General features: G+C 72.5%; 19 protein-coding genes. 14 read left to right on the top strand and 5 right to left on the bottom strand.

From position 1 onward, the window contains the following. Positions 1 to 2: 2 nt before the first annotated feature. The 4 genes from FGW37_RS24110 (at position 3) to FGW37_RS24125 (ending at position 6,854) form a co-directional block, all read left to right on the top strand. The gene (locus tag FGW37_RS24110) at positions 3 to 2,051 is read left to right on the top strand and encodes an IucA/IucC family protein (protein ID WP_179082949.1); all 2,049 of its coding nucleotides are present in this window, start codon (positions 3 to 5) and stop codon (positions 2,049 to 2,051) included. A 108-nt stretch (positions 2,052 to 2,159) separates the two neighbouring features. Then, on the top strand, positions 2,160 to 3,011 hold the full coding sequence (locus FGW37_RS24115) for a GNAT family N-acetyltransferase (protein WP_179082950.1): 852 nt from the start codon (positions 2,160 to 2,162) through the stop codon (positions 3,009 to 3,011). Between the two features lie 44 nt (positions 3,012 to 3,055). After that, a complete protein-coding gene (locus tag FGW37_RS24120) occupies positions 3,056 to 4,831 on the top strand; it encodes an IucA/IucC family protein (RefSeq protein WP_246430524.1) in 1,776 nt (591 codons plus the stop codon). A 43-nt stretch (positions 4,832 to 4,874) separates the two neighbouring features. Further along, positions 4,875 to 6,854: an ATP-dependent DNA helicase gene (locus FGW37_RS24125; RefSeq protein ID WP_179082951.1), complete on the top strand. Its 1,980-nt coding sequence runs from the start codon at positions 4,875 to 4,877 to the stop codon at positions 6,852 to 6,854. Between the two features lie 90 nt (positions 6,855 to 6,944). On the opposite strand, the gene lexA is transcribed toward FGW37_RS24125, so the two are convergent. After that, entirely contained in the window at positions 6,945 to 7,730 is a 786-nt protein-coding gene (gene lexA / locus FGW37_RS24130) for a transcriptional repressor LexA (RefSeq protein WP_058047270.1), read from the bottom strand. Positions 7,731 to 8,289: 559 nt separating this feature from the next. Between lexA and nrdR the strand changes: the two genes are divergently transcribed. After that, positions 8,290 to 8,802: a transcriptional regulator NrdR gene (gene nrdR, locus FGW37_RS24135; RefSeq protein ID WP_179082952.1), complete on the top strand. Its 513-nt coding sequence runs from the start codon at positions 8,290 to 8,292 to the stop codon at positions 8,800 to 8,802. Between the two features lie 112 nt (positions 8,803 to 8,914). Continuing rightward, positions 8,915 to 11,809 carry a vitamin B12-dependent ribonucleotide reductase gene (locus tag FGW37_RS24140; protein ID WP_179082953.1) on the top strand — a complete coding sequence of 965 codons (2,895 nt, stop codon included), beginning with the start codon at positions 8,915 to 8,917 and terminating at the stop codon, positions 11,807 to 11,809. Positions 11,810 to 11,910: 101 nt separating this feature from the next. On the opposite strand, the gene FGW37_RS24145 is transcribed toward FGW37_RS24140, so the two are convergent. After that, a complete protein-coding gene (locus FGW37_RS24145) occupies positions 11,911 to 12,357 on the bottom strand; it encodes a nuclear transport factor 2 family protein (protein ID WP_179082954.1) in 447 nt (148 codons plus the stop codon). A gap of 103 nt (positions 12,358 to 12,460) precedes the next feature. Here FGW37_RS24145 and FGW37_RS24150 point away from each other — a divergent pair, with 103 nt between their 5' ends. The 3 genes from FGW37_RS24150 to FGW37_RS24160 all read left to right on the top strand — a co-directional run bounded on the left by FGW37_RS24150 (position 12,461) and on the right by FGW37_RS24160 (position 14,564). Then, positions 12,461 to 13,027 (top strand): TetR/AcrR family transcriptional regulator, encoded by a 567-nt coding sequence (locus tag FGW37_RS24150; RefSeq protein WP_179082955.1) that lies wholly within the window; start codon positions 12,461 to 12,463, stop codon positions 13,025 to 13,027. 63 nt (positions 13,028 to 13,090) lie between these two features. Continuing rightward, entirely contained in the window at positions 13,091 to 13,924 is an 834-nt protein-coding gene (locus FGW37_RS24155; RefSeq protein ID WP_179082956.1) for an arylamine N-acetyltransferase family protein, read from the top strand. 34 nt (positions 13,925 to 13,958) lie between these two features. Next, complete coding sequence (locus FGW37_RS24160) at positions 13,959 to 14,564, top strand: YdbC family protein (RefSeq protein WP_179082957.1); 606 nt, start codon at positions 13,959 to 13,961, stop codon at positions 14,562 to 14,564. Positions 14,565 to 14,634: 70 nt separating this feature from the next. On the opposite strand, the gene FGW37_RS24165 is transcribed toward FGW37_RS24160, so the two are convergent. Then, a complete protein-coding gene (locus FGW37_RS24165) occupies positions 14,635 to 15,345 on the bottom strand; it encodes a TetR/AcrR family transcriptional regulator (RefSeq protein ID WP_179082958.1) in 711 nt (236 codons plus the stop codon). 105 nt (positions 15,346 to 15,450) lie between these two features. Here FGW37_RS24165 and abc-f point away from each other — a divergent pair, with 105 nt between their 5' ends. The 5 genes from abc-f (at position 15,451) to FGW37_RS24190 (ending at position 20,128) form a co-directional block, all read left to right on the top strand. Further along, positions 15,451 to 17,067 (top strand): ribosomal protection-like ABC-F family protein, encoded by a 1,617-nt coding sequence (gene abc-f, locus FGW37_RS24170; RefSeq protein ID WP_218650599.1) that lies wholly within the window; start codon positions 15,451 to 15,453, stop codon positions 17,065 to 17,067. Between the two features lie 37 nt (positions 17,068 to 17,104). Beyond that, positions 17,105 to 17,764, top strand: coding sequence for a histidine phosphatase family protein (locus tag FGW37_RS24175; RefSeq protein WP_179082959.1), 660 nt, complete (start codon positions 17,105 to 17,107; stop codon positions 17,762 to 17,764). An 11-nt stretch (positions 17,765 to 17,775) separates the two neighbouring features. After that, positions 17,776 to 18,675 (top strand): ADP-ribosylglycohydrolase family protein, encoded by a 900-nt coding sequence (locus tag FGW37_RS24180; protein ID WP_179082960.1) that lies wholly within the window; start codon positions 17,776 to 17,778, stop codon positions 18,673 to 18,675. Positions 18,676 to 18,773: 98 nt separating this feature from the next. Next, complete coding sequence (locus FGW37_RS24185) at positions 18,774 to 19,475, top strand: ribonuclease HII (RefSeq protein WP_179082961.1); 702 nt, start codon at positions 18,774 to 18,776, stop codon at positions 19,473 to 19,475. A 59-nt stretch (positions 19,476 to 19,534) separates the two neighbouring features. Beyond that, positions 19,535 to 20,128: a hypothetical protein gene (locus FGW37_RS24190; protein WP_179082962.1), complete on the top strand. Its 594-nt coding sequence runs from the start codon at positions 19,535 to 19,537 to the stop codon at positions 20,126 to 20,128. A gap of 87 nt (positions 20,129 to 20,215) precedes the next feature. Here FGW37_RS24190 and FGW37_RS24195 read toward each other — a convergent pair whose 3' ends face one another. After that, positions 20,216 to 20,794, bottom strand: a complete 579-nt coding sequence (locus FGW37_RS24195; RefSeq protein ID WP_179082963.1) for a hypothetical protein — start codon at positions 20,792 to 20,794, stop codon at positions 20,216 to 20,218. A 217-nt stretch (positions 20,795 to 21,011) separates the two neighbouring features. After that, a complete protein-coding gene (locus tag FGW37_RS24200; protein WP_179082964.1) occupies positions 21,012 to 23,177 on the bottom strand; it encodes a RecQ family ATP-dependent DNA helicase in 2,166 nt (721 codons plus the stop codon). Between the last annotated feature and the right edge of the window lie 94 nt (positions 23,178 to 23,271).

A 23,271-nucleotide genomic window follows, 5' to 3' on the forward strand; every position in this document is an offset into this window, starting at 1 on the left:
GCATGAACGCATCCACCGGGACCGGTGCTTCCACGGCCGGCCAGGACCGCGAGCCGGCCCCCGAGCGGCAGCCCGTGGTCTCCGCCGTCCCCCGCCAGGGCGGCGCCCCGCGCGACGGGACCGCGGAGGCGGGCCTCCCATGCGCCCCCGACCCGCTGGAGCACCCCGACCCCGGCCTCGCAGCCGACGCCGCCGCCGTGGAGAACCTCCTGCGCTGCTGGGTCCGCGAGACCGGTGTCCCGCGGCCCGCCGGTACCGAACTGCAACTGCCCTTCCCCGCGAGCGGGACGGCCCTGCGGGTCCCCGTCACCTACTGGTCCGCCGCCGGCTGGCACCGCTTCGGCCGGCCGGCCCTGGCGGATGCGCCGGAGGACGCCCCTGCCGTCGACGCCGTCACCCTGGCGGCGCTCCTCGGCCGCGAAACCGCCCACCGTGCCGCCCGCGCCGGATGCGCAGGCACGGACGGGACGACGGAGCTCGTCGGCAGGGTGGCGGACTCCGCGCGGCGCACGACGGCCTTCCTCGCCGACCGGCGGGCCCGCCCCGCCGACCCGGACGCGGGCGAGCTCTTCCTCTACGCCGAGCAGTCCCTGCTCCTCGGCCATCCCCTCCACCCCACGCCCAAGAGCCGCGAAGGCCTCTCCGACACCGAGGCGCACGTCTACTCCCCGGAGCTGCGCGGGGCCTTCCCGCTGCACTGGATGGCCGTCCACCGCTCCCTGCTCGCCATGGACTCGGCGTGGACCGAGCGGGGCCGGCCCGTCGACGCCGTCACCCTCGCCGCCCGGCTCGCCGGCCCGGAGCTGCGCCTGCCCGAGGACACCGCGGCGCTGCCGCTGCACCCCTGGCAGGCCCACGACGTCCGCAGCCGCCCCGGCGTCCGCCGGCTCCTGGACGCCGGCCTGCTGCACGACCTCGGCCCCCTCGGCGCGCCCTGGTACGCCACCTCGTCCGTCCGGACCGTCCACCGGCCCGGCGCCCCCGCGATGCTGAAGCTCTCCCTGGGCCTGCGCATCACCAACTCCCGCAGGGAGAACCTCCGCAAGGAGCTGCACCGCGGCGTCGAGGTGCACCGCCTGCTGCGCAGCGGCCTCGCCGAGCAGTGGCGTGCGGCCTGCCCGGGCGGGCTCGGCTTCGACGTCGTCCGCGACCCCGCCTGGCTCGCCGTGGACACCCCCGAGGGTGCTCCGCTGACCGGCCTCGACGCCGTCATCCGGCACAACCCCTTCGGCCCCGGTGACGACGCCGTCTGCCTCGCCGGACTCGTATCGCCGCGGCCCTGGCCCGCCCCCGGTCCGGCGCACCAGGGGCATCAGCAGCACCAGGAGTATCAAAAGCACCAGGAGTGCCAAGAGCATCAGGGGCGCCAGGGGCGCCAGGCGTGCCAAGAGCACCCCGGCGGGCCCGCCGGGGTGCCGGCCATGCGCTCGCGTCTCGCGCAGATCGTGGCCCGCCTCGCGCACCGCACCGGCCGCCCCGCCGGGGCCGTCTCCGCGGAGTGGTTCCTGCGCTACCTGGAGGCGGTCGTGCGCCCCGTGCTCTGGCTGGACGGCGAGGCGGGCATCGCCCTGGAGGCCCACCAGCAGAACACGCTCGTCCTCCTGGACCGGGAGGGCTGGCCCGCAGGCGGCCGCTACCGCGACAACCAGGGCTACTACTTCCGCGCCTCCCACCGGGACGCCCTCGACCGGCGGCTGCCCGGAATCGGCGCGGAGAGCGACACCTTCGTGTCCGACGAGGTCACCGACGAGAGGTTCACCTACTACCTCGGCATCAACAACGTCCTCGGCCTGATCGGGGCGTTCGGCGCACAGCGCCTCGCCGACGAACAGATCCTGCTGGCCGCGCTGCGCCGCTTCCTCAAGGACGCCGTGGCCGGCCCGGCCGCCGGCCGTTCCACCCTGCCCGCCCGCCTTCTCGAAGCGCCCACCCTGCGCTGCAAGGCCAACATGCTGACCAGGCTGCAGGGGCTCGACGAGCTCGTCGGCCCGGTCGACACCCAGTCCGTCTACGTCACCATCGCCAACCCCCTGGTCACGTCGGCCCGATGACCGGCGCGAGCCCCGGCCCCGGGCGAACGGGGCCCTTGAGGACACGGGCCCCCGCGGGCCCACGGGATCCCGGACACCGAGGGGATCCTCCGAGAGGAGAGCGTCTCCGTGCCGCCCACCGACCCCAGCGAAGGCCCGGGCCCGCGCCCGGACACCGACCACCTCCACGCCGGCTCTCCGATCGCCGGCCCTCCGATCGCCGGCATCGCGGGGCCGAGCGTCGATGACAGCGCCCCCGCGGTCGCCGGTGCCGGCCCGCCGACCGACAGCGAGACCACGCTCGAACTGAAGCTGTCCGAAGACTTCGCCGAACTCATCGACCACGGCCCCCCGGAGCCGGCCGCGATCCCCGCGGGCCGCGGGCCCGCCGGGGCCATCGGCCCGGGATCCGACCTCCTCGACTCCCTCGCCGACTGGGGGCCCGCCGACACCGGCGCGGGCACCTTCCAGCTCGTGCCGGTCCGGGTCGAGCGCGATCTGCGGCTCATCACCCGCTGGATGAACGACCCGGCCGTCGCGGCGTTCTGGAAGCTGGGCGGGCCCGAGAGCGTGACCGAGGCCCACCTGCGCGCCCAGACCGGCGGTGACGGCCGCAGCATCCCCTGCCTCGGAGTGCTCGACGGCGTGCCGATGAGCTACTGGGAGGTCTACCGCGCCGACCTCGACCCCATTGCGCGCCACTACCCCGCCCGCCCGCACGACACCGGGATCCACCTGCTGATCGGCAAGGTCGCCGACCGGGGCCGCGGCGTCGGCACCCGCCTGCTGCGGACCGTCGCCGACCTCGTCCTGGACCACCGGCCGTCCTGCGGGCGTGTCGTCGCCGAACCCGACCTGCGCAACACCCCGTGCGTCTCCGCGTTCCTGAGCGCGGGCTTCCGGCTGACCGCGGAAATCGACCTTCCGGACAAGCGCGCGGCCCTGGTGGCCCGCGACCGCGCCCTGCGCACCCTCCTCTAGGCCCATCGGCCTCCTCCCCTCATCGGCCTACTCAAGGAGCCCCCTTGCCTCCTTCGCCCCGGACCGAACGTCCCGCCGGCCCCGACTGGTCCCTCGCGGGTGCCCGCCTGCTCGCCAAGATGCTCGGCGAACTCAGCTACGAGGGCGTGCTGACCCCCGAGCCCGACGACGGGGCCGAGGCACCCGCCACCGCCTACCGGCTCTCCTTAACAGAGGACGTGACCTACCGCTTCCGCGCACGCCGCAGCGCGTACGGCCACTGGCGGGTCGATCCGGACTCCGTCGCCCCCTCCCAGGACCCCCTCCACTTCCTCGCCCTCGCCCACGACACCGTCCTCGGCCTCTCCGGTGACACCACCGGCCATCTGGCCAGGGAACTCCTCGCCACCCTCTCCGCCGACACCCGCCTCCGGGCGAGCGCCCTCAGTGCGGCGGACCTCGCCGACCTCGACTACGCCGCACTGGAAGGCCACCAGACCGGCCACCCTTGGCTGATCGCCAACAAGGGCCGCCTCGGCTTCTCCGCCTCCGACGCCGACCGGTGGGCCCCCGAGGCCCGCACCCCGCGCCGCCTGCCCTGGATCGCCGCCCACCGCGACCTCGCGCACTACCGGGCCGTCCCCGCACTGGCCACCCCCGATCTGCTCTACGCCGAAGAGCTCGCCCCCGGCACCCGCGCCGCCTACGCCCGCACCGTCGCCGACCACGGCCGCGACCCCGCCGACTACCTCTGGCTCCCCATCCACCCCTGGCAGTGGGACGAGACCGTGGCCCCCCTTTTCGCGCCCTGTCTCGCCGACGGATCCATCATCCCCCTGCCCACTGACAACGACCTCCGGCTGCCCCAGCAGTCCGTCCGCACCTTCCTCAACACCAGCCGGCCGCACGCCCGGACCGTCAAGCTCCCGCTCTCGATCCTCAACACGCTCGTCTGGCGCGGCCTGCCGACCGAGCGCACCCTCGCCGCCCCCGCGGTCACCGCCTGGGTGCAGTCCCTGCGCGACTCCGACGACTTCCTCCGGGACGAGACCCGGGTGATCCTCCTCGGCGAGACCGCCTCCGTGACCGTCGAGCACCCGCTCTACGACCGCATGCCCGGCGTCCCGTACCAGTACAAGGAGCTGCTCGGCTGTATCTGGCGCGAGCCCCTCGGCCCCGCCCTCGCCCCCGGGGAGCGCGCCCGCACCCTCGCGGCCCTGCTGCACACCGACCCCGCCGGCCGCTCCTTCACCGCCGAGCTCGTCGGCCGCTCCGGCCTGGCCCCGGCCGACTGGCTCCGCCGCCTCTTCGCCGCGCTGCTCCCGCCGCTCCTGCGTTTCCTCTACCGCTACGGCACCGTCTTCTCCCCGCACGGCGAGAACGCCATCGTCGTCTTCGACGAGAACGACGTGCCCACCCGTCTCGCCGTGAAGGACTTCGTCGACGACATCAACATCAGCGCCGTTCCCCTTCCCGAGCACGCCTCGATGCCCGACGACGTGAGGGCCGTGCTGCTCACCGAACCACCGGGTTTCCTCACGCAGTTCATCCACTCCGGCCTCTTCGTCGGTGTCTTCCGCTACCTCGCGCCGCTGTGCGAGGAGCAGCTCGGGGTGCCGGAGGCCACCTTCTGGTCGCTCGTGCGGGCGGAGATCGTGGGGCACCACGAGCGCTTCCCGCGGATGAAAGATCGCTACGAGACCTTCGACCTGCTCACCCCACGGATCGAGCGGCTCTGTCTCAACCGCAACCGGCTGCACCTCGACGGCTACCGCGACCGCCCGGACCGCCCGCACGCGGCCGTCCACGGCACCGTGCCCAATCCGCTGCACATTCCGTGACGGCGCCGCCGATGTCAGTGCCGCCCCTTAGGGTGGAACAGCTATGACTGCCTCCTCCTCGCCCTCCCTCACCGACCTGCTGCACGCCGCCGTCACCGCCGTGGGCGGCACGGAGCGGCCCGGTCAGGTCACCATGGCCGAAGCCGTCGCCGAAGCCGTCGACGGCGACTCCCACCTGCTCGTGCAGGCGGGCACCGGCACCGGCAAGTCCCTCGGCTATCTGGTGCCGGCCCTGGCCCACGGCGAGCGCGTGGTGGTGGCCACCGCGACGCTGGCGCTCCAGCGCCAGCTCGTGGAGCGCGATCTCCCGCGGACGGTGGACGCCCTGCAGCCGCTGCTGCGCCGCCGCCCGCAGTTCGCCATGCTCAAGGGCCGGTCCAATTACCTGTGCCTGCACCGGCTGCACGAGGGCGTCCCGCAGGACGAGGAGGAGGGCCTTTTCGACCCCTTCGAGGCGGCGGCGCCCTCCAGCAAGCTCGGCAAGGACCTGCTGCGCCTGCGCGACTGGGCCGACGAGACCGAGACGGGCGACCGCGACGATCTCACCCCCGGCGTCTCCGACCGGGCGTGGTCCCAGGTGTCGGTCACGTCCCGGGAGTGCCTGGGCGCCTCGAAGTGCGCCTACGGCGCCGAGTGCTTCGCCGAAGCCTCCCGGGAGCGGGCCAAGCTCGCCGACGTGGTGGTCACCAACCACGCCCTGCTGGCCATCGACGCCATCGAGGGCGCCCCGGTGCTCCCCGGCCACGAGGTCCTCATCGTCGACGAGGCCCATGAGCTGGTCTCCCGGGTCACCGGCGTCGCCACCGGCGAGCTCACCCCCGGCCAGGTCAACCGCGCGGTGCGCCGCGCGGCCAAGCTCGTCGACGAGAAGGCCGCCGACGCCCTGCAGACCGCGGCCGAGAGCTTCGAGCGCCTGATGGAGCTGGCCCTCCCGGGCCGGCTGGAGGAGATCCCTGACGATCTCGAGTACGCCCTGATGGCGCTGCGCGACGCCGCCCGGACTGTCATCTCGGCCATCGGCAACACCCGCGACAAGTCCGTCCAGGACGAGGACGCGGTCCGCAAGCAGGCCCTGGCTTCCGTGGAGAACATCCACGCGGTCGCCGAGCGCATCGTGGAGGGCTCCGAGTACGACGTCGTCTGGTACGAGCGCCACGATCGCTTCGGGGCGTCCTTGCGCGTCGCCCCGCTCTCCGTCTCGGGGCTGCTGCGCGAGAAGCTCTTCAGCGAGCGGTCCGTGGTGCTCACCTCGGCCACGCTCAAGCTCGGCGGTGACTTCAACGGAGTGGCCGCGTCCCTGGGGCTGGCCCCCGAGGGCACCGGCGGCGCGGAGAGCCCCGAGTGGAAGGGCGTCGACGTCGGCTCGCCGTTCGACTATCCCAAGCAGGGCATCCTCTACGTCGCCCGGCATCTGTCCCAGCCCGGCCGCGAAGGCGGCCGCAAGGACATGCTCGACGAGCTGGCCGAGCTGGTGGAGGCCGCGGGCGGCCGGACGCTCGGGCTGTTCTCCTCGATGCGCGCCGCCCAGGCCGCGGCCGAGGAGCTGCGCGGCCGGCTCGACGTGCCGATCTTGCTGCAGGGCGAGGAGACGCTCGGCGAGCTGATCCGTAACTTCGCCGCCGATGCTCGTACGTGCCTCTTCGGCACGCTGTCGCTGTGGCAGGGGGTCGATGTGCCGGGGCCGAGCTGCCAGCTGGTGGTGATGGACCGGGTGCCCTTCCCGCGGCCGGACGATCCTCTGATGAGCGCCCGGCAGAAGGCGGTGGAGGAAGCGGGCGGCAACGGCTTCATGGCCGTGGCGGCGACGCATGCGGCGCTGCTGATGGCCCAGGGTGCCGGCCGGCTCGTCCGGGCCTCGGGGGACCGCGGTGTCGTCGCCGTGCTCGACCCCCGGCTGGCCACGGCCCGCTACGGCGGCTTCCTGAAGTCGTCCCTGCCGGATTTCTGGTACACCACGGACCGTAATCAGGTGCGTCGCTCCCTGGCGGCGATCGACGAGGCGGCGAAGGCGGAAGGTCGCTAGGAGGGCGAGGGCCTGCTTCCGGCAGCTGCAAGGAAAAGAGCCCCGGAACCGGCGCAGGTGGTTCCGGGGCCCGGCCTTGCGGCCCTGTGCTCACACGCGGCGCAGCACCGCCACGACCTTGCCGAGGATGGTGGCCTCGTCGCCGGGAATCGGCTGGTAGGCGGCGTTGTGCGGCAGCAGCCACACGTGGCCGTCCTCGCGCTTGAAGCGCTTGACCGTGGCCTCCCCGTCGAGCATGGCGGCCACGATGTCGCCGTTCTCCGCGACGGGCTGGCGGCGGACCGTCACCCAGTCGCCGTCGCAGATGGCCGCCTCGATCATGGAGTCGCCGACGACCTTCAGGACGAACAGCTCGCCGTCGCCGACCAGTTGGCGGGGAAGCGGGAAGACGTCCTCTACGGACTCCTCGGCGAGGATGGGGCCACCCGCGGCGATCCGGCCGACGAGCGGCACATAGGAGGCGGCGGGCTTGCCGGTGGTGTCCGTGGGCTGCGAGCTGGGCTGGTCGGAGCCGCGGACCTCGTAGGCCCGGGGGCGGTGCGGATCCCTGCGCAGGAAGCCCTTGCGCTCCAGGGCCATGAGCTGGTGGGCCACGGACGAGGTGCTCGACAGCCCCACCGCCTGGCCGATCTCCCGCATGGAGGGTGGGTAGCCCCGGCGCTGGACGGAATCCCTGATCACTTCGATGACCCGCCGTTGGCGGTCGGTGAGACCCGAGCTGTCGGCCCGGATACCTGGAGGTCGTCCCGGGAGGGCCCGAGCGGGCTTCTGCCCCTCGGTGCTCATGGCTGCGTCATTCATCGGGTGTGCCTGGTCGAGTCGGTTCTGGGAGCGGTCCTGGGCGGTGATTGTGGCGCTGTCTGCGGTGGTGGTCACGTCGGCCCCTCTCGAAATGTTCTCCCTAGCTGGACAACGGTAGTTGCTTTCGAAAGGTTGCGCCAAACACACGTTCGAGTGAAATATCGAAGTTTGCCTGACGTGATCAGGGTTGAGGGTGTACGGCTGAAGATCAATTCGACCTATTGCGGTACCCTTCGGTGCGAAGCGCACCGAGCGGTCCGCCCGTCCGTACGGGCCCTGTGCAGGCCTCGTGAGGGCCCGGCCGGTCCGCCCCGGACCCTTCCGTACGGCGGCTCCGCGGTGGCCCCAGTGTGTCATCAAAGCCCCCGTGCCCCTGTTGCCGGGGCGGCTCGCGTAGGGTCGTGACCGGTCCTCGCGACTGCGAAACACGTCCGGCGCGGCTCACCACACGGCACCAGATCTAGTGGTTTGATTGGTAGTAGCCGCCCACAGGTTGTGGTCGAGGGGCGTCGCCGGTCATTTGCGGCCGCCGTCATCGCCTATGCTGGGGGCTGCTTCGCAAGGCCCCCGTTCGAGGGTCCGCCGAGGCTGAAGATCGTGCACAGTCCTACGAGGGTGAGGAGGGTGGAGAGCCATGCACTGCCCCTTCTGCAGGCACCCCGACAGCCGCGTCGTCGACAGCCGGACCACCGATGACGGCTGCTCGATCCGCCGGCGGCGCCAGTGCCCCGACTGCTCCCGTCGTTTCACGACCGTGGAGACCGCGTCGCTGATGGTGATCAAGCGGAGCGGGGTCACCGAGCCCTTCAGCCGCACGAAGGTGATCTCCGGAGTGCGCAAGGCGTGCCAGGGTCGCCCGGTCACCGAGGACGCCCTGGCCCAGCTCGGTCAGCGGGTGGAGGAGGCGGTGCGCGCCACGGGCAGCGCCGAGCTCTCCACTCATGACGTGGGTCTCGCCATACTCGGCCCCCTCCGGGACCTCGACCTGGTCGCGTATCTGCGGTTCGCGTCCGTGTACCAGGCGTTCGACTCGCTCGAGGACTTCGAGGCCGCCGTCGCGGAGCTCCGCGAGCAGCGGTCCGCCGCGACCGCCGGCGACTGCGACGGGGACCCGCAGGTTCCCGCGCCCACCGCGGCCGCCGAGTAGTAGCGGCCACCACAGACCTGCCCGGCGCGCCGCGCGCCCGGGCGAAGACAGACATAGCGCGCCACGGAAGAATTGGGCGCATTAGGGCGTTTTGCCCGTAGAGGGAGGCGGCATGACCGAGACGACGAGCGGCCCGGCACGAGGTTCCCGCGCCAAGGGGAACAAGGGCGGCAAGGGTCTGCGTATCGAGCGCATCCACACCACCCCCGGTGTGCACCCGTACGACGAGGTCGTGTGGGAGCGCCGTGACGTCGTCATGACCAACTGGCGCGACGGCTCGATCAACTTCGAGCAGCGCGGCGTGGAGTTCCCCGACTTCTGGTCGGTGAACGCGGTCAACATCGTCACGAGCAAGTACTTCCGCGGTGCCACGGGTTCGCCCGAGCGCGAGTCCAGCCTCCGTCAGCTCATCGACCGGGTCGTGCTGACCTACCGCAAGGCGGGCGAGCAGCACGGCTACTTCGCCTCCCCGGCGGACGCCGAGATCTTCGAGCACGAGCTGACCTACGCCCTGCTGCACCAGGTCTTCAGCTTCAACTCCCCGGTCTGGTTCAACGTCGGCACCAAGCAGCCGCAGCAGGTCTCCGCCTGCTTCATCCTCTCCGTCGACGACTCCATGGAGTCGATCCTCGACTGGTACAAGGAAGAGGGGATGATCTTCAAGGGCGGCTCCGGCGCCGGCCTGAACCTCTCCCGCATCCGCTCCTCCAAGGAGCTGCTCTCCTCCGGCGGCAACGCCTCCGGCCCGGTCTCCTTCATGCGCGGCGCCGACGCCTCCGCAGGAACGATCAAGTCGGGCGGCGCCACGCGCCGCGCGGCCAAGATGGTCGTTCTCGACGTCGACCACCCCGACGTCGAGGCCTTCATCGAGACCAAGGTGAAGGAGGAGGAGAAGGTCCGCGCCCTGCGCGACGCCGGCTTCGACATGGACCTGGGCGGCGACGACATCACCTCCGTCCAGTACCAGAACGCCAACAACTCCGTCCGCGTCAACGACGAGTTCATGAAGGCCGTCGAGACCGGCTCGAAGTTCGGGCTGCGCGCCCGGATGACCGGTGAGGTCATCGAGGAGATCGACGCCAAGGGCCTCTTCCGTAAGATGGCCGAGGCCGCGTGGGCCTGCGCCGACCCGGGCATCCAGTACGACGACACGATCAACCACTGGCACACCTCGCCGGAGTCGGGCCGGATCACCGCGTCCAACCCCTGCAGCGAGTACATGCACCTGGACAACTCCTCGTGCAACCTCGCCTCCCTCAACCTCATGAAGTTCCTGCGCGACGACACTGCGTCCAATAGCGCCTCCGGCGCGGGGGGCAACATGTCGTTCGACGCCGAGCGCTTCGCCAAGGTCGTCGAGCTCGTCATCACGGCGATGGACATCTCCATCTGCTTCGCCGACTTCCCGACCGAGAAGATCGGCGAGACCACCCGCGCCTTCCGCCAGCTGGGCATCGGCTACGCCAACCTCGGCGCCCTGCTGATGGCCACCGGCCACGCCTACGACAGCGACGGCGGCCGCGCCCTCGCCGGTGCCATCACCTCCCTGATGACCGGCACCTCCTACAAGCGCTCCGCCGAGCTGGCCGCGGTCGTCGGCCCGTACGACGGCTACGCCCGTAACGCCGACGCCCACCGGCGCGTCATGCAGCAGCACGCCGACGCCAACGGTGTCGCCCGGCGCATGGACGACCTGGACACCCCGGTGTGGGCCGCGGCGACCGAGGCCTGGCAGGACGTCGTCCGCCTCGGCGAGAAGAACGGCTTCCGCAACGCCCAGGCGTCCGTCCTGGCGCCCACCGGCACCATCGGCCTGATGATGGACTGCGACACCACGGGCGTCGAGCCGGACCTGGCCCTGGTCAAGTTCAAGAAGCTCGTCGGCGGCGGCTCGATGCAGATCGTGAACAACACGGTGCCGAAGGCGCTCAAGCGCCTGGGCTACCAGCCGGAGCAGATCGAGGCGATCGTCGCCCACATCGCCGAGCACGGCAACGTGATCGACGCCCCGGGCCTGAAGCCCGAGCACTACGAGGTCTTCGACTGCGCCATGGGCGAGCGCGCGATCTCCGCCATGGGCCACGTGCGCATGATGGCCGCCGCGCAGCCGTTCCTGTCGGGCGCGATCTCCAAGACGGTGAACCTGCCGGAGTCGGCCACCGTCGAGGAGGTCGAGGAGGTCTACTTCGAGGGCTGGAAGCTCGGCCTGAAGGCCCTCGCGATCTACCGCGACAACTGCAAGGTCGGCCAGCCGCTCTCCGCCAAGAAGAAGGAGAAGGAGGCGGCCAAGACCGAGGCCCCCGCCGTCGCGGAGAAGGTCGTCGAGTACCGCCCCGTCCGCAAGCGCCTCCCCAAGGGCCGCCCGGGCATCACCACCTCCTTCACGGTGGGCGGCGCCGAGGGCTACATGACCGCCAACTCCTACCCGGACGACGGTCTCGGCGAGGTCTTCCTGAAGATGTCCAAGCAGGGCTCGACCCTCGCGGGCATGATGGACGCCTTCTCGATCGCCGTCTCGGTCGGTCTGCAGTACGGCGTGCCGCTGGAGACCTACGTCTCGAAGTTCACCAACATGCGCTTCGAGCCGGCCGGCATGACCGACGACCCGGACGTGCGGATGGCGCAGTCGATCGTCGACTACATCTTCCGCCGTCTGGCGCTGGACTTCCTGCCTTTCGAGACCCGCTCGGCGCTCGGCATCCACTCCGCCGAGGAGCGCCAGCGTCACCTCGACACCGGTTCCTACGAGCCGACCGACGAGGACGTCGACGTGGAGGGCCTCGCCCAGTCCGCGCCGCGCCAGACCGAGGCCCCGAAGTCGTCCCGGCCGGCCGCCGCCGCGGCGGTCCCCGCGCCGAAGCAGGCCCACAACTCCACCGAGCTGGTGGAGATGCAGCTGGGCCTGAACGCGGACGCGCCGCTGTGCTTCTCCTGCGGCACGAAGATGCGCCGTGCGGGCAGCTGCTACCTCTGCGAGGGCTGCGGCTCGACCAGCGGCTGCAGCTGACGCGGACGCCGCTCCGCGCCGGACGGCGAATCCTGCGCCGAACAGCGGCTGATCAGTGAGTGAAGGCGGTGGCCGGAGGGAATCTCCGGCCACCGCCTTCGTCATGCCCCGCCCTCGTCAGGGCCGTGCGGCGCTGTGCCCAATTCCCTTTGGCCCGCGGTGATCGGCACGTCGTTGATGCTGGCCTCGCGGCGCTGCATCAGACCGTCCGGGGCGAATTCCCACTGCTCGTTCCCGTAGCTGCGCCACCACCGGCCGCCGGCGTCGTGCCACTCGTACCGGAAGCAGACCGATATCCGGTTGCCGGACCACGACCAGAGCTCCTTGCGCAGCCGGTAATCCAGTTCCTTCTCCCATTTGCGGCGGAGGAATGCCCGGATCTCGTCGCGGCCGGTGATGAATTCGTGCCGGTTCCGCCAGACGCAGTCCTCCGTGTACGCGAGGGCGACCCGCTCGGGGTCGCGGCTGTTCCAGGCGTCCTCAGCGGCCTGGACCTTGGCGCGGGCGGAGGATTCGTCGAAGGGGGGCAGGGGTGGACGCTGAGTCATCGCATGCCTTCCGGGCGCATGAGGGAATGGGGGAGAACGGCCGTTCTCCCGCCCTCGGTTAGCCTAGAGAACGATCGTTCTCCGCGCCGGCCCGGGAGGGGTAATGGACGCCGCCGAAGCCGACGGCCGACTGCTCGACGCAGCGGAATCCCTGTTCTACGAGCACGGCGTGCAGGCCGTCGGGATGGACCGGATCCGCGCAGCGTCCGGGGTCTCGCTCAAGCGCCTCTACCAGCGCTTTCCGTCGAAGGAGGTCCTGGTCGAGGCCTATCTGCGACGCCGTGACGCGCGCTGGCGCGGCGCCTTGGCCGCGTACGTCGCCGCGTGCCCCTCGGCGGCTGCACGCCCCCTCGTAGTCTTCGACTGGCTGGAGGAATGGTTCGGCGAGCCGGATTTCCGCGGCTGTGCGTTCATCAATGCGTACGGCGAACTGGGCACGGGCTCCCCGGCCGTGGCCGAAGCCGTACGGGACCACAAGGCGGAGGTGCTGCGGTACCTGACCGGGCTCGTGCGCGCCGCCGGCGTCCCGGAGCCCGGGCCGGTGGCCGAACAACTCGCCGTCCTGGCCGACGGTGCCATCACCACGGCGGCGATCACCGGAGTGCCCGCCGCCGCGCGCAGGGCCCGGGAAGCCGCCGAGGTATTGCTGGGGGCCGCGGGCGCCGCCTGACGGCGGTTGAAAGCCGCGCCGAGGGTGAATACTGGCGGGTGAACGGCCGAGGGGAGAGCGGTAATGACGGGTGAGTTCGTGTGGGGCGGCGGGGATCTGGACCTCGGCACCTATCTGGCGCGCATCGGCGTCGGGGAAACGGTCCGGCCGGACCTTGCGACGCTGAGGGCGGTGCACCGCGGCCATGTGGCCGCCTTCCCCTTCGAGAACCTGGAAATCCTGCTCGGGCGGCCGATTCTGCTGGACATCAAGGCGCTGCAGGACAAGATGGTGGCGCAGCGCCGCGGGGGCTACTGCTACGAGCAGAATCTGCTGTTCGCCGCGGTCCTGGAGCGCATCGGATTCTCGTTCACGGGTATCGGCGCGCGGATCAGGATGGGCAGTGACAAGCTCCGCCCGGTCACCCACATGGCACTCAAGGTCGAGGCCGACGGCGAGCAGTGGCTGTGCGACGTCGGATTCGGCGGGGAGGGGCTGCTGGAGCCCCTGCCCTTCCGGGACGGGGTGCAGGCGCAGCAGGGCGGCTGGACGTTCGGCATCGAGCGGGAGTCGCAGGACGTACGGGTGCTGCGCTCGCTCCATCCGGACGGCTGGTTCGACCTGTACGCCTTCGGCCCGGAGGAACGTTTCCCGGTCGACTACACCGTGATGAACCACTACATCTCCACGCACCCGCACTCGCCCTTCGTCTCGCGCGTGGTGGTACAGCAGACGGAGCCCGGCATACGGCGGAGTCTGGTGGGCTCCATGCTCGTAACCGCCCGCCCCGACGGTTCCGAGGAGCAACGGGAGGTGCCCGTGGCGGAGTTGGTGGAGGTGCTGGCGCGTGAGTTCCGCATCGGGATCGACGAGGCCGACGGCGTGACCCTCGCACGGGTGCAGTCCTCCGGTACGTGACTGCGGGCCGCCGCCCGGGCCGTACGATGGCGCGGTGCTGGTCAAGTGGACTCGCTGCACCGTGGTCGACCGCCGCGGCTTCGAACGCGGACAACGCAAATGGGCGGGCCTGCTCGGCGAGCCCGGGTTCCGGGGGCAGGGCGGAGGCTGGAGCAGAGGGCGTCCGCATGTGGTGCACCTTTTCGGCTTCTGGGAGAGCCGGGCGTTCTACGACTCCTTCATGGCGCGCTCCCACGACCGGCTTGCGGCGTCCCAGGCGGGAACCTTCAAGAACGCCCAAGTGCGGCTGTTCGAGCACCGGTTTGACGTGAAGGTCGGCTTCCGGCCGCAGTTCGCGGATGCGGACGTGGTGCGGATCGCCCACTGCCGGGTCCGGGAGGACCGTGTGGAGCACTTCACCCTGATGCAGGAGAAGGTGTGGAACCCGGCCATGGCCGGGTCCCCGGGGATGCTGCGCGGCGTCTTCGGGGAGGCTCCGGGCCGGGAGTTCCTGGTGCTGTCGGTGTGGAACTCCGAGGCCGAGCACGGGAAGTACCGCGCGGAGCGGGTCGAGCGGCTCGCTCTGCGTGCGCAGATCGAGGCCGACGTGGCGTCGGTCGGCGGCGACATCGTCGCGCTGGAGCCTTCCTGGACGGTGTGACCGCCGGTCGGCCGGTCGGCCGGTCGCCGGTCCGGCGTGTGAAGGCGCAAATGCTGTGCTCGTACGGGCGTCAGGCCGGTGGCGCGAAGACGCCCGCGCGGGCCGCGGCGAGGGCTGCGTCCGCAGCCTGGTCGGCGACGGCGTCGTCGAGGGGCTCCCGGGTGATGAACAGCCGGAAGAACAGCGGGGCCGACACGGCCCGGGCGAGGGAGTCGTGGTCGGTACCGGTCGGCACCTCGCCGCGGGCTGCGGCTCGTTCGACCAGGGGCGCGCAGCGCGCGAAGCGCTCGGCGTAGAAAGCGCGCAGGGCCTCCGCCGCCCGCTCCGACTGGAAAGCGGCGGCGATGAAGGCCGCCGGAGCCGCTCCGGCGGCCGGGTCGCCGAAGGTGTCGACGACCTCTTGTGCCAGGGCGTGCAGATCGCCCCTGAGGGTGCCCGTGTCGGGCGGCGTCCACGCGTCCTCTCCAGCGAGGTCCAGTGCGTCGGCGACGAGCCCTTCGACGCCGCCCCAGCGGCGGTAGAGCGTCGTCTTGTGGACGCCGGACTGCTCGGCGACGTACTCCACGGTGAGCCCCGGATAGCCGTACTCGACCAGCCCCGCGAGGACGGCGTCGCGCACGGCCGCGCGAGTGCGGGCGGTGCGGCCGCCGGGCCGTACCGTGCCCGGCGCGGAGGAGGAGGGGGACGGGGAGGGGGAGGCCGAGGGGGGCGGGGGCGCTGGGGAGGGAGGCGTCGAAGGCAACTGCAACTCCTGTTGCGTTAGCTGACTGGGGCGTGTCATGCTGGAGCGTAACGCAACTCGGGTCGCATTTGGTATGGTGCGGCCGGGAGCGCGTCCCGCAGGGGTTTCCCGGAGCCCCGCGCCGATGCCGACGGAGGTTTGCGCGTGCCCACTCAGCTTTCATTGCGCGGTGTGTCCATGTCCCGGGGCGACCGCCCGCTCCTGGACGACGTCACGTTCTCGGTGCGGCCGGGCGAGCGGATCGGCATCGTCGGAGAGAACGGCGCCGGGAAGTCCACTCTGCTCAGGCTCCTCGCCGGCCTCGAGGCACCCGACGACGGCACCGTCGTCGCCGGGGCGGAGGGCGGCGTGGCCCGCCTGGGGCAGACGCCCGAGCTCCCCCCGGACCGCACGGTGGGTGACGCCGTCGACCTGGCGCTGGCCGACCTCCGTGCCATGGAGCGCAGGCTCCGGGAGCTGGAGGCCGCCCTGGGAGAGGCCGGGCCCGAAGTCCTGGGGGAGTACGGCGAGCTGCTCGGCGCCTTCGAGGCGCGCGGCGGCTACGAGGCCGACGCCAGGGTGGACAAGGCGCTGCACGTCTTGGGCCTCGTCCACATCGGACGGGAGAGGCTGCTGGGCAGCCTCTCCGGAGGGGAACAGGCGCGCCTCGGGCTCGCCTGCCTCATCGCCGCCGCCCCCGAAGTCATGCTCCTGGACGAGCCGACCAACCACCTGGACGGCGCGGCTCTGGTCTGGCTCGAGGACACCCTGCGGGCGCACCCCGGCACCGTCCTCGCCGTCTCCCACGACCGCGTCTTCCTCGAACGCGTCGCCACCGCCGTGGTGGAGCTCGACGCCGACCGCAGGTCCCTCGTCCGCTACGGCGGGGGATACGCCGGCTTCGTCGAGGAGCAGGCCGCAGGCCGCCGGCGCTGGGAGCAGGCCTACGAGGAGTGGTCGGCCGAGACCGCGGCGCTCGAAGGCGCCGCTGCGACCGTCGCCCGGCGCGTGGCCCCGGGCCGGGCCGCCAAGGACGGCAACAAGATGGCCTACGACCGCGACAAGGGCCGCGTCCAGGCCTCGGTCTCCAGCCGGGTGCGCAATGCCCAGGAGCGGTTGCGCCGGCTCCGGGAAAATCCCGTGCCCCGCCCGCCGGACCCCCTGCGCTTCGACGCCCGTCCGGCGGCGGGCACGGCCGGAGGCGTCCTCGTGGCGCTGGAGGACGTGCGGGTCGGGGAACGGCTCGCGGTCCGCCGGATGGAGATCGGCGCGGGCGAGCGGCTGCTGGTGCACGGAGCCAACGGCGCGGGGAAGAGCACCCTGCTCCGTCTGCTCGCGGGCGTCACGGAGGCGGACTCCGGCTCCGTGACCCGGCGGGGGAGCATCGGCTATCTCGCCCAGGAGATCCCCGTGACCCGCCCCGCGGAACGGCTGCTCGCCGCCTTCGCCCGCGGTCTGACGGGCACCGGGGAGGAGCACAGGGCCCTGCTCCTGTCCTACGGGCTCTTCCGGGAGCGCGACCTCCACGTGCCCGTCGGCGCCCTCTCGGCCGGACAGCGCCGCCGCTTGGCGCTCGCCCGCCTCCTCGCGCGGCCCGCCGACCTCCTCCTGCTGGACGAGCCGACGAACCACCTCGCCCTCGGCCTGGTCGAGCAGCTGGAGGAGGCCCTGGCCGCGTGGTCCGGCGCCCTGGTCGTGGTCACCCACGACCGGCACCTGCGGCAGCGCTTCGAAGGCCGGCAGTGCGAGATACGGGCGGGCCGGGCGCTGGTCACGGGCTAGCGAGGCGGCCGGACGGCGCTCGATCTAGGGTGGCGGCATGCCACGGCCCCGACGCATCGTTCTCATCCGGCACGGAGAGTCGGTGGGCAACGTCGACGACACCGTCTACGAACGCGAGCCCGACCACGCCCTGAGCCTGACGGAGAAAGGCCGTCAGCAGGCCAGGGACGCAGGGGCTCCCCTCCGCGAGCTCTTCGGCGACGAGCGGGTCTCGGCCTACGTCTCGCCCTACCGCCGCACCCACCAGACCTTCCAGGCCCTGGGGCTCGACCCGGGCCGCGTCCGCGTCCGCGAGGAACCCCGGCTGCGCGAGCAGGACTGGGGGAACTGGCAGGACCTCGTCGACGTGCGCAGGCAGAAGGCCTACAGGGACGCCTACGGCCACTTCTTCTACCGCTTCGCCCAGGGCGAGTCCGGAGCGGACGTCTACGACCGCGTAGGAGCCTTCCTGGAGAGCCTGTGGCGCAGCTTCGAGGACCCCGGCCACCCGCCCAACGTCCTGCTGGTCACCCACGGCCTGACCATGCGGCTCTTCTGCATGCGGTGGTTCCACTGGACGGTCGCGGAGTTCGAGTGCTTGTCGAACCCGGGCAATGCGGAGACCCGCGCCCTGCTCCTCGGGCCGGACGGCCGGTACCACCTCGATCGGCCCTTCGAGCGCTGGTGCACACCTGAACCGTACGGCTTCACCGGTTAGAGTTCGCACCGATGACCGCTGACCGATTCCACCGCGCACTGGCGAGCCTGCGCGGGCTGGCCCTCGGCGACGCCCTCGGCTCCCAGTTCTTCGTCCCGGGCAACTACCCCTCACTCAAGCGGCGCGAGCTGCCCCCGTCCCCCTGGCAGTGGACCGACGACACCGAGATGGCCTGCTCCGTGCTGGCCGTCCTCGCCGGGCACGGGCGCATCGACCAGGACGCGCTCGCCCGCTCCTTCGCGGAGCACCACGACTTCGATCGGGGATACGGCCCGGCCGTGGGCCGCATGCTGCGCCTGGTCCGGGAGGGCGGCGACTGGCGCGAGCTGGCCTCGGCCCTCTTCAACGGGCAGGGCTCCTGGGGCAACGGCGCGGCGATGCGCATCGCCCCGCTCGGCGCCTGGTACGCGGACGACCCGGAACAGGCCACGCACCAGGCCGAGATCTCCGCGTACACCACCCACCAGCACCGCGAGGCGGTGGCGGGGACCATGGCCGTGGCCGCCGCCGCGGCCATCGCCGCCGCTCCGGCCGGACCCGTGACCCCCGACGCGCTCCTGGAGGGTGTCGTCGCCCTGGTGCCGCGCAGCGCCGTGCAGGCCGGTCTCCGGCGCGCGCGGGACATGCTCGACTACGGCGACCCGACCACGGTCGCCGCCGTCCTCGGCTGCGGCCGCCGCACCAGCGCGCACGACACCGTGCCGTTCGCCCTGTGGTCCGCGGCGCGCAACCTCACGTCTTACGAGGCCGCCTTCTGGACCACCGCACAGGTGGGCGGCGACGTGGACACCAACTGCGCCATCGTCGGCGGAGTGGTCGCCGCGGGCGAGCGGGGGACGCCGCCCGCCGACTGGCTCCGGCGCACCGAGGAGCTGCCGGACTGGCTCCCTTCCGGCGCGGGCCGGCGGTAGGCGAACCGGCCGCGAGAACCGGAATGGAACCGACCGTAAGAAAGGGGAGGGGGCGGGGCTACTCGGGCCACCCGTAGGGGCGTACGCTTGCTGGCGCCATGCCGTACGAACCGCCTACCCACACCGTCGAGCGCTCCCTGCGCGCAACGACCGGAGTCAAGGTCGTCGCCGGGCTCGACGAGGTCGGCCGGGGCGCCTGGGCCGGTCCGGTCACCGTGTGCGCGGCCGTCACAGGACTGCGCCGCCCTCCCGAGGGCCTGACCGACTCCAAGCTGCTGACGCCCAAGCGGCGCGCCGCCCTCGCCGTGCAGCTGGAGAGCTGGGTCACCACCCACGCACTCGGCCACTCCTCCCCACAGGAGATCGACGAACTGGGCATGACGGCGGCGCTGCGACTGGCCGCCTCCCGCGCGCTGGAGGCGCTGCCCGTCCGGCCCGAGGCGGTGATCCTCGACGGCAAGCACGACTACCTCGGCGATCCCTGGCGGGTCCGTACGGTCATCAAGGGCGACCAGTCCTGTGTGGTCGTCGCGGCGGCGTCCGTGCTCGCCAAGGTCCGGCGCGACGCGATGATGGCGGAACTGGGCGTCGGCTACGAGGACTTCGGCTTCTGTGACAACGCCGGATACCCCTCGCCGGTGCACCGCGCCGCTCTCGAGGCGCTGGGCCCCACCCCGCACCACCGGCTTTCCTGGTCGTATCTGGACGCGCTGCCCAGGTGGCAGCATCTCAAGCGGGTTCGCAGCGTCCCCGAAGCAGCTTCACTGGAGGCCGGTGGCCAGCTCGGTTTCGAATTCTGAGCGGCCCTTGCCGCCACCCGCCGACGCGACTCGCACCGGCGTTTGATAAACATCAACTCATGCCTCTCATCCCCGAGGAGCCTCAGATTCACGAGAGTGTCCCGGGTCCCCGTGCCGTGCCGGCCCCCGGCCGTACGGCGCCGACCCCCCGCCCTGTCCCTGGCCCCCGCCCGGCTCCGGCCCCGGCACGGCCCGGCCCCGGCGCCCACCGTCCGGTCCCGGCACCGTCCCGGCCCGCCGCGGCGCAGCCGGCAACCCCGGCCGCCGGCCCGCAGGTCCAGCTGATCCCCGCCTCCGCGCAGGGTGCCCTGGACGCCGCGGACGAGGCCGTCGACCTGCTGCTCGACACCGGCCGTGCGCCCGGTGAGATCCTGGTGCTGACGACCGGCGACCCGCACCCGTGGGCAGCGCACGAGCTGTCCTTCGGCGAGGCGTCGTACTGGGCGCAGCACGATGCCCGCGACGACGTCTTCTACGCGGCTGCCGACGCCGAGCGCGCGGGAGCGCGCCCGGTCGTGGTCGTGGCCGTCAACGGCGGCGGGGACGACGCGGTGACCCGTGCGCTGCCCGCAGCGATGGGCCGCGCCGGTGGGCTGCTGATCGTCTGCGGCGACCCGCAGCGCGTCAACGCCCTGATCTCCGCGGGCGTCTGAGGGCGAACCCGGCGGTCGTGCGCCTCCGAGAGGTGCCGGCCGCGGGGTTCGAGCCTGTTCCGGGGACGTGCTGTCCCCGCGTACCCGTCAGCGGGCGACCGTGCGGCGGTGTGCCTCGTGCGCGCCGCCGCCGGACGTCATGGAAGCCTGGGCATGCGCCGGTGACCGCGGCCGGCGTCCGCTGCGGCCCTCGCCGAGGATCTGCCAGCCTTTCTCGGTCAGCGTGATGTACGCGCCGCAGCGCAGCCCGTGCAGCGTGCAGGCGTCACGCAGGCCCCACATCCATGCCCCGTCCTCCTCCGTCCAATGAGCCTCCCCCGGTCGGCAGTAGAGCAGCACGGCGGTACGCACCGGGGTGCGCCGCCGCAGGTCGTGCGGGATCACCCGGCGCAGCTGGGCGAGCAGCGCGTTGCGCAGCTCCCAGCCGTCGGGCGGGACGGGACGGCGGACGAACGAGGCGCTGGCCGCGAGCCGTTCGTCGTGATCGAGAACGGCGACGACGGCCGTCGACGGTGCCGGCAGGTGACGGGCATGCAGGCCGCTGATCACCTCGCGCGGGTTGCGCAGCAGGGGGATTCCGGCCGCGGCCCATTCGGAGGGCTCCAGCATCCGGCTCAGCCGGTGCCCGGCTTCCGCGGGAGGCGGCGGTACGAAGTCGAAGGCCATGACCCTCCTTCGGCTGCGTGGCCACGGGCCGGGCGGCGCCGGGCAGGAGTGCACGCCACGACGGCCGTCCCCGGCGGGCCGTGGACGGACGAGAGCGGGATCGCGTCCAATTCTCGCGGTGCCGGGGGCGGGCGGCAACGATCAATTGGCGCCATTGGCCGACGGCGCGCGGCTCGCCGCCCTCGCCCGCCCCCGCCGCACCGCGTGCCGTGCGCGGCTAGCCCTGCACCGCCAGAACCAGCGGGAACACCTGCGGTGCACCGGCGCGCAGCAGCAGCCGCGCGGCCACGGCCAGCGTCCACCCGGTGTCGGTGAGATCGTCCACGAGCAGGACCGGCCCGCCGGCCGAGGCCAGGGCCTCCGCAAGGGCCGGCGGCACCGTCAGCGCGCCGTCCAGCGCACGCAGCCGCTGAGCGCTGTTGGTGCGGGGCAGCCGGGTGTCGGTGTCCGCGCCTCCGTACTCGACCGTGCCCAGCAGGGGCATCCGGCCGACCGCGGCGATGTGCTCGCCGAGCGAGCGGATCAGCTGCGGCCGGGTGCGCGAGGCGAGCGTGACGACGCCCACGGGGCGGCCGGGGGCGTCCGCCGCCCCGGAGGCCCAACCGCCGGGCCCGCGGGCCCAGTCGGCCAGCACGGTCACCACCGCGGCCGCGACGTCGTCCGGAACAGGCCCGTCCGGAGTGTGCGGGGCGAGGAGAGGGCGCAGCCGGTTGCCCCAGCCGATGTCGGACAGCCGCCCGAGGGCCCGGCCGGGCGCGGCCTGTTCACCGGCCGGGATGCGGCCCTTGAGGTCGACGCCTACGGCCGGCATTCCCGTGGGCCACATCCGGCGGGGTTCGACTTCCACGCCCGGGCGCCCCAGCTCGCCCCGCGACGCGTCGAGCGCCCCGGCGGAGACCTCCGTGCTGAAGCGCGGCCCCGTGCAGTTGTCGCAGCGCCCGCACGGGGCCGCCTGCTCGTCGTCCAGCTGACGGCGCAGGAACTCCATCCGGCACTGCGTCGTGGCGGCGTAGTCGCGCATCGCCTGCTGCTCGGCCCCGCGCTGCCGCTCCACCCAGGCGTACCGCTCGGCGTCGTACGTCCACGGGCGGCCCGTCGCGGTCCAGCCGCCGCGCACCCGGTGCACGGCACCGTCGACGTCGAGGACCTTGAGCATGGTCTCCAGGCGCGAACGCCGCAGCTCGACCTGGGGCTCCAGAGCCGGCAGGGAGACGGGGCGGTCCGATGCGGCGAGGACTTCCAGGGTGCGGCGGACCTGCTCCTCCGAGGGGAAGGCGAGGGAGGCGAAGTACTTCCAGATCGCCTCGTCCTCCCGGCCCGGGAGCAGCAGGACCTCGGCGTGCTCGACGCCGCGGCCCGCGCGGCCGACCTGCTGGTAGTAGGCGATGGGGGAGGAGGGGGAGCCCAGGTGGACCACGAAGCCCAGGTCCGGCTTGTCGAAGCCCATGCCCAGCGCCGAGGTGGCGACGAGCGCCTTGACGCGGTTGGCCAGCAGGTCCTCCTCGGCCTGCAGGCGGTCCGCGTTCTCCGTCTTGCCGGTGTAGGAGGCCACCGTGTGGCCGCACCGGCGCAGGAAGGCGGTGACCTCCTCGGCGGCCGCGACGGTGAGCGTGTAGATGATGCCGGAGCCGGGGAGCTCGGCGAGGTGGTCGGCGAGCCAGGCCAGCCGGTGTGCGGCGTCGGGCAGCTGCAGGACGCTGAGGCTCAGGCTCTCCCGGTCCAGCGCGCCGCGCAGCACCAGCGCCTGCGTGGACTCCTCGCCCGTGCCCAGCTGCTCGGCGACGTCGGCGGTGACGCGGGCGTTGGCCGTGGCCGTCGTGGCGAGGACGGGGACGCCGGGCGGAAGATCGGCGAGCATCGTGCGCAGGCGGCGGTAGTCGGGCCGGAAGTCGTGGCCCCAGTCGGAGATGCAGTGGGCCTCGTCGACGACCAGCAGGCCGGTCGCGGCGGCGAGCTTGGGCAGGACCTGATCGCGGAAGTCGGGGTTGTTGAGCCGCTCGGGGCTCACCAGCAGCACATCGACCTCGCCCGCGGCAACCTCGGCCTGGACGGTGTCCCACTCCTCGACGTTGGCGGAGTTGATCGTGCGCGCGTGGATCCCGGCCCGTGCCGCGGCGTCCACCTGGTTGCGCATCAGCGCGAGCAGCGGCGAGACGATCACCGTGGGCCCGCTGCCCCGGGCACGCAGCAGCGCCGTCGCGACGAAGTACACCGCCGACTTGCCCCACCCCGTGCGCTGCACGACCAGAGCGCGACGGTGGTGGGCGACCAGCGCCTCGATCGCCAGCCACTGGTCCTCCCGCAGTCTCGCCTTGCCCGTAGGGTCGCCGACGAGGCGGGCCAGGACGGCATCGGCCGAGGCGCGGAGGTCTTCGTTCGTCATGCCCCCATGCAACACGAGTCCACTGACAATGCGCGAACGAGCAGGCCCGGCTGTGGAAAACCGCTGTCCACAGCATTAGTAGGACCATATTCCG

Origin of the sequence: Streptomyces rectiverticillatus, assembly GCF_013394065.1 — a bacterium.
GTDB lineage: Bacteria > Actinomycetota > Actinomycetes > Streptomycetales > Streptomycetaceae > Streptomyces > Streptomyces rectiverticillatus.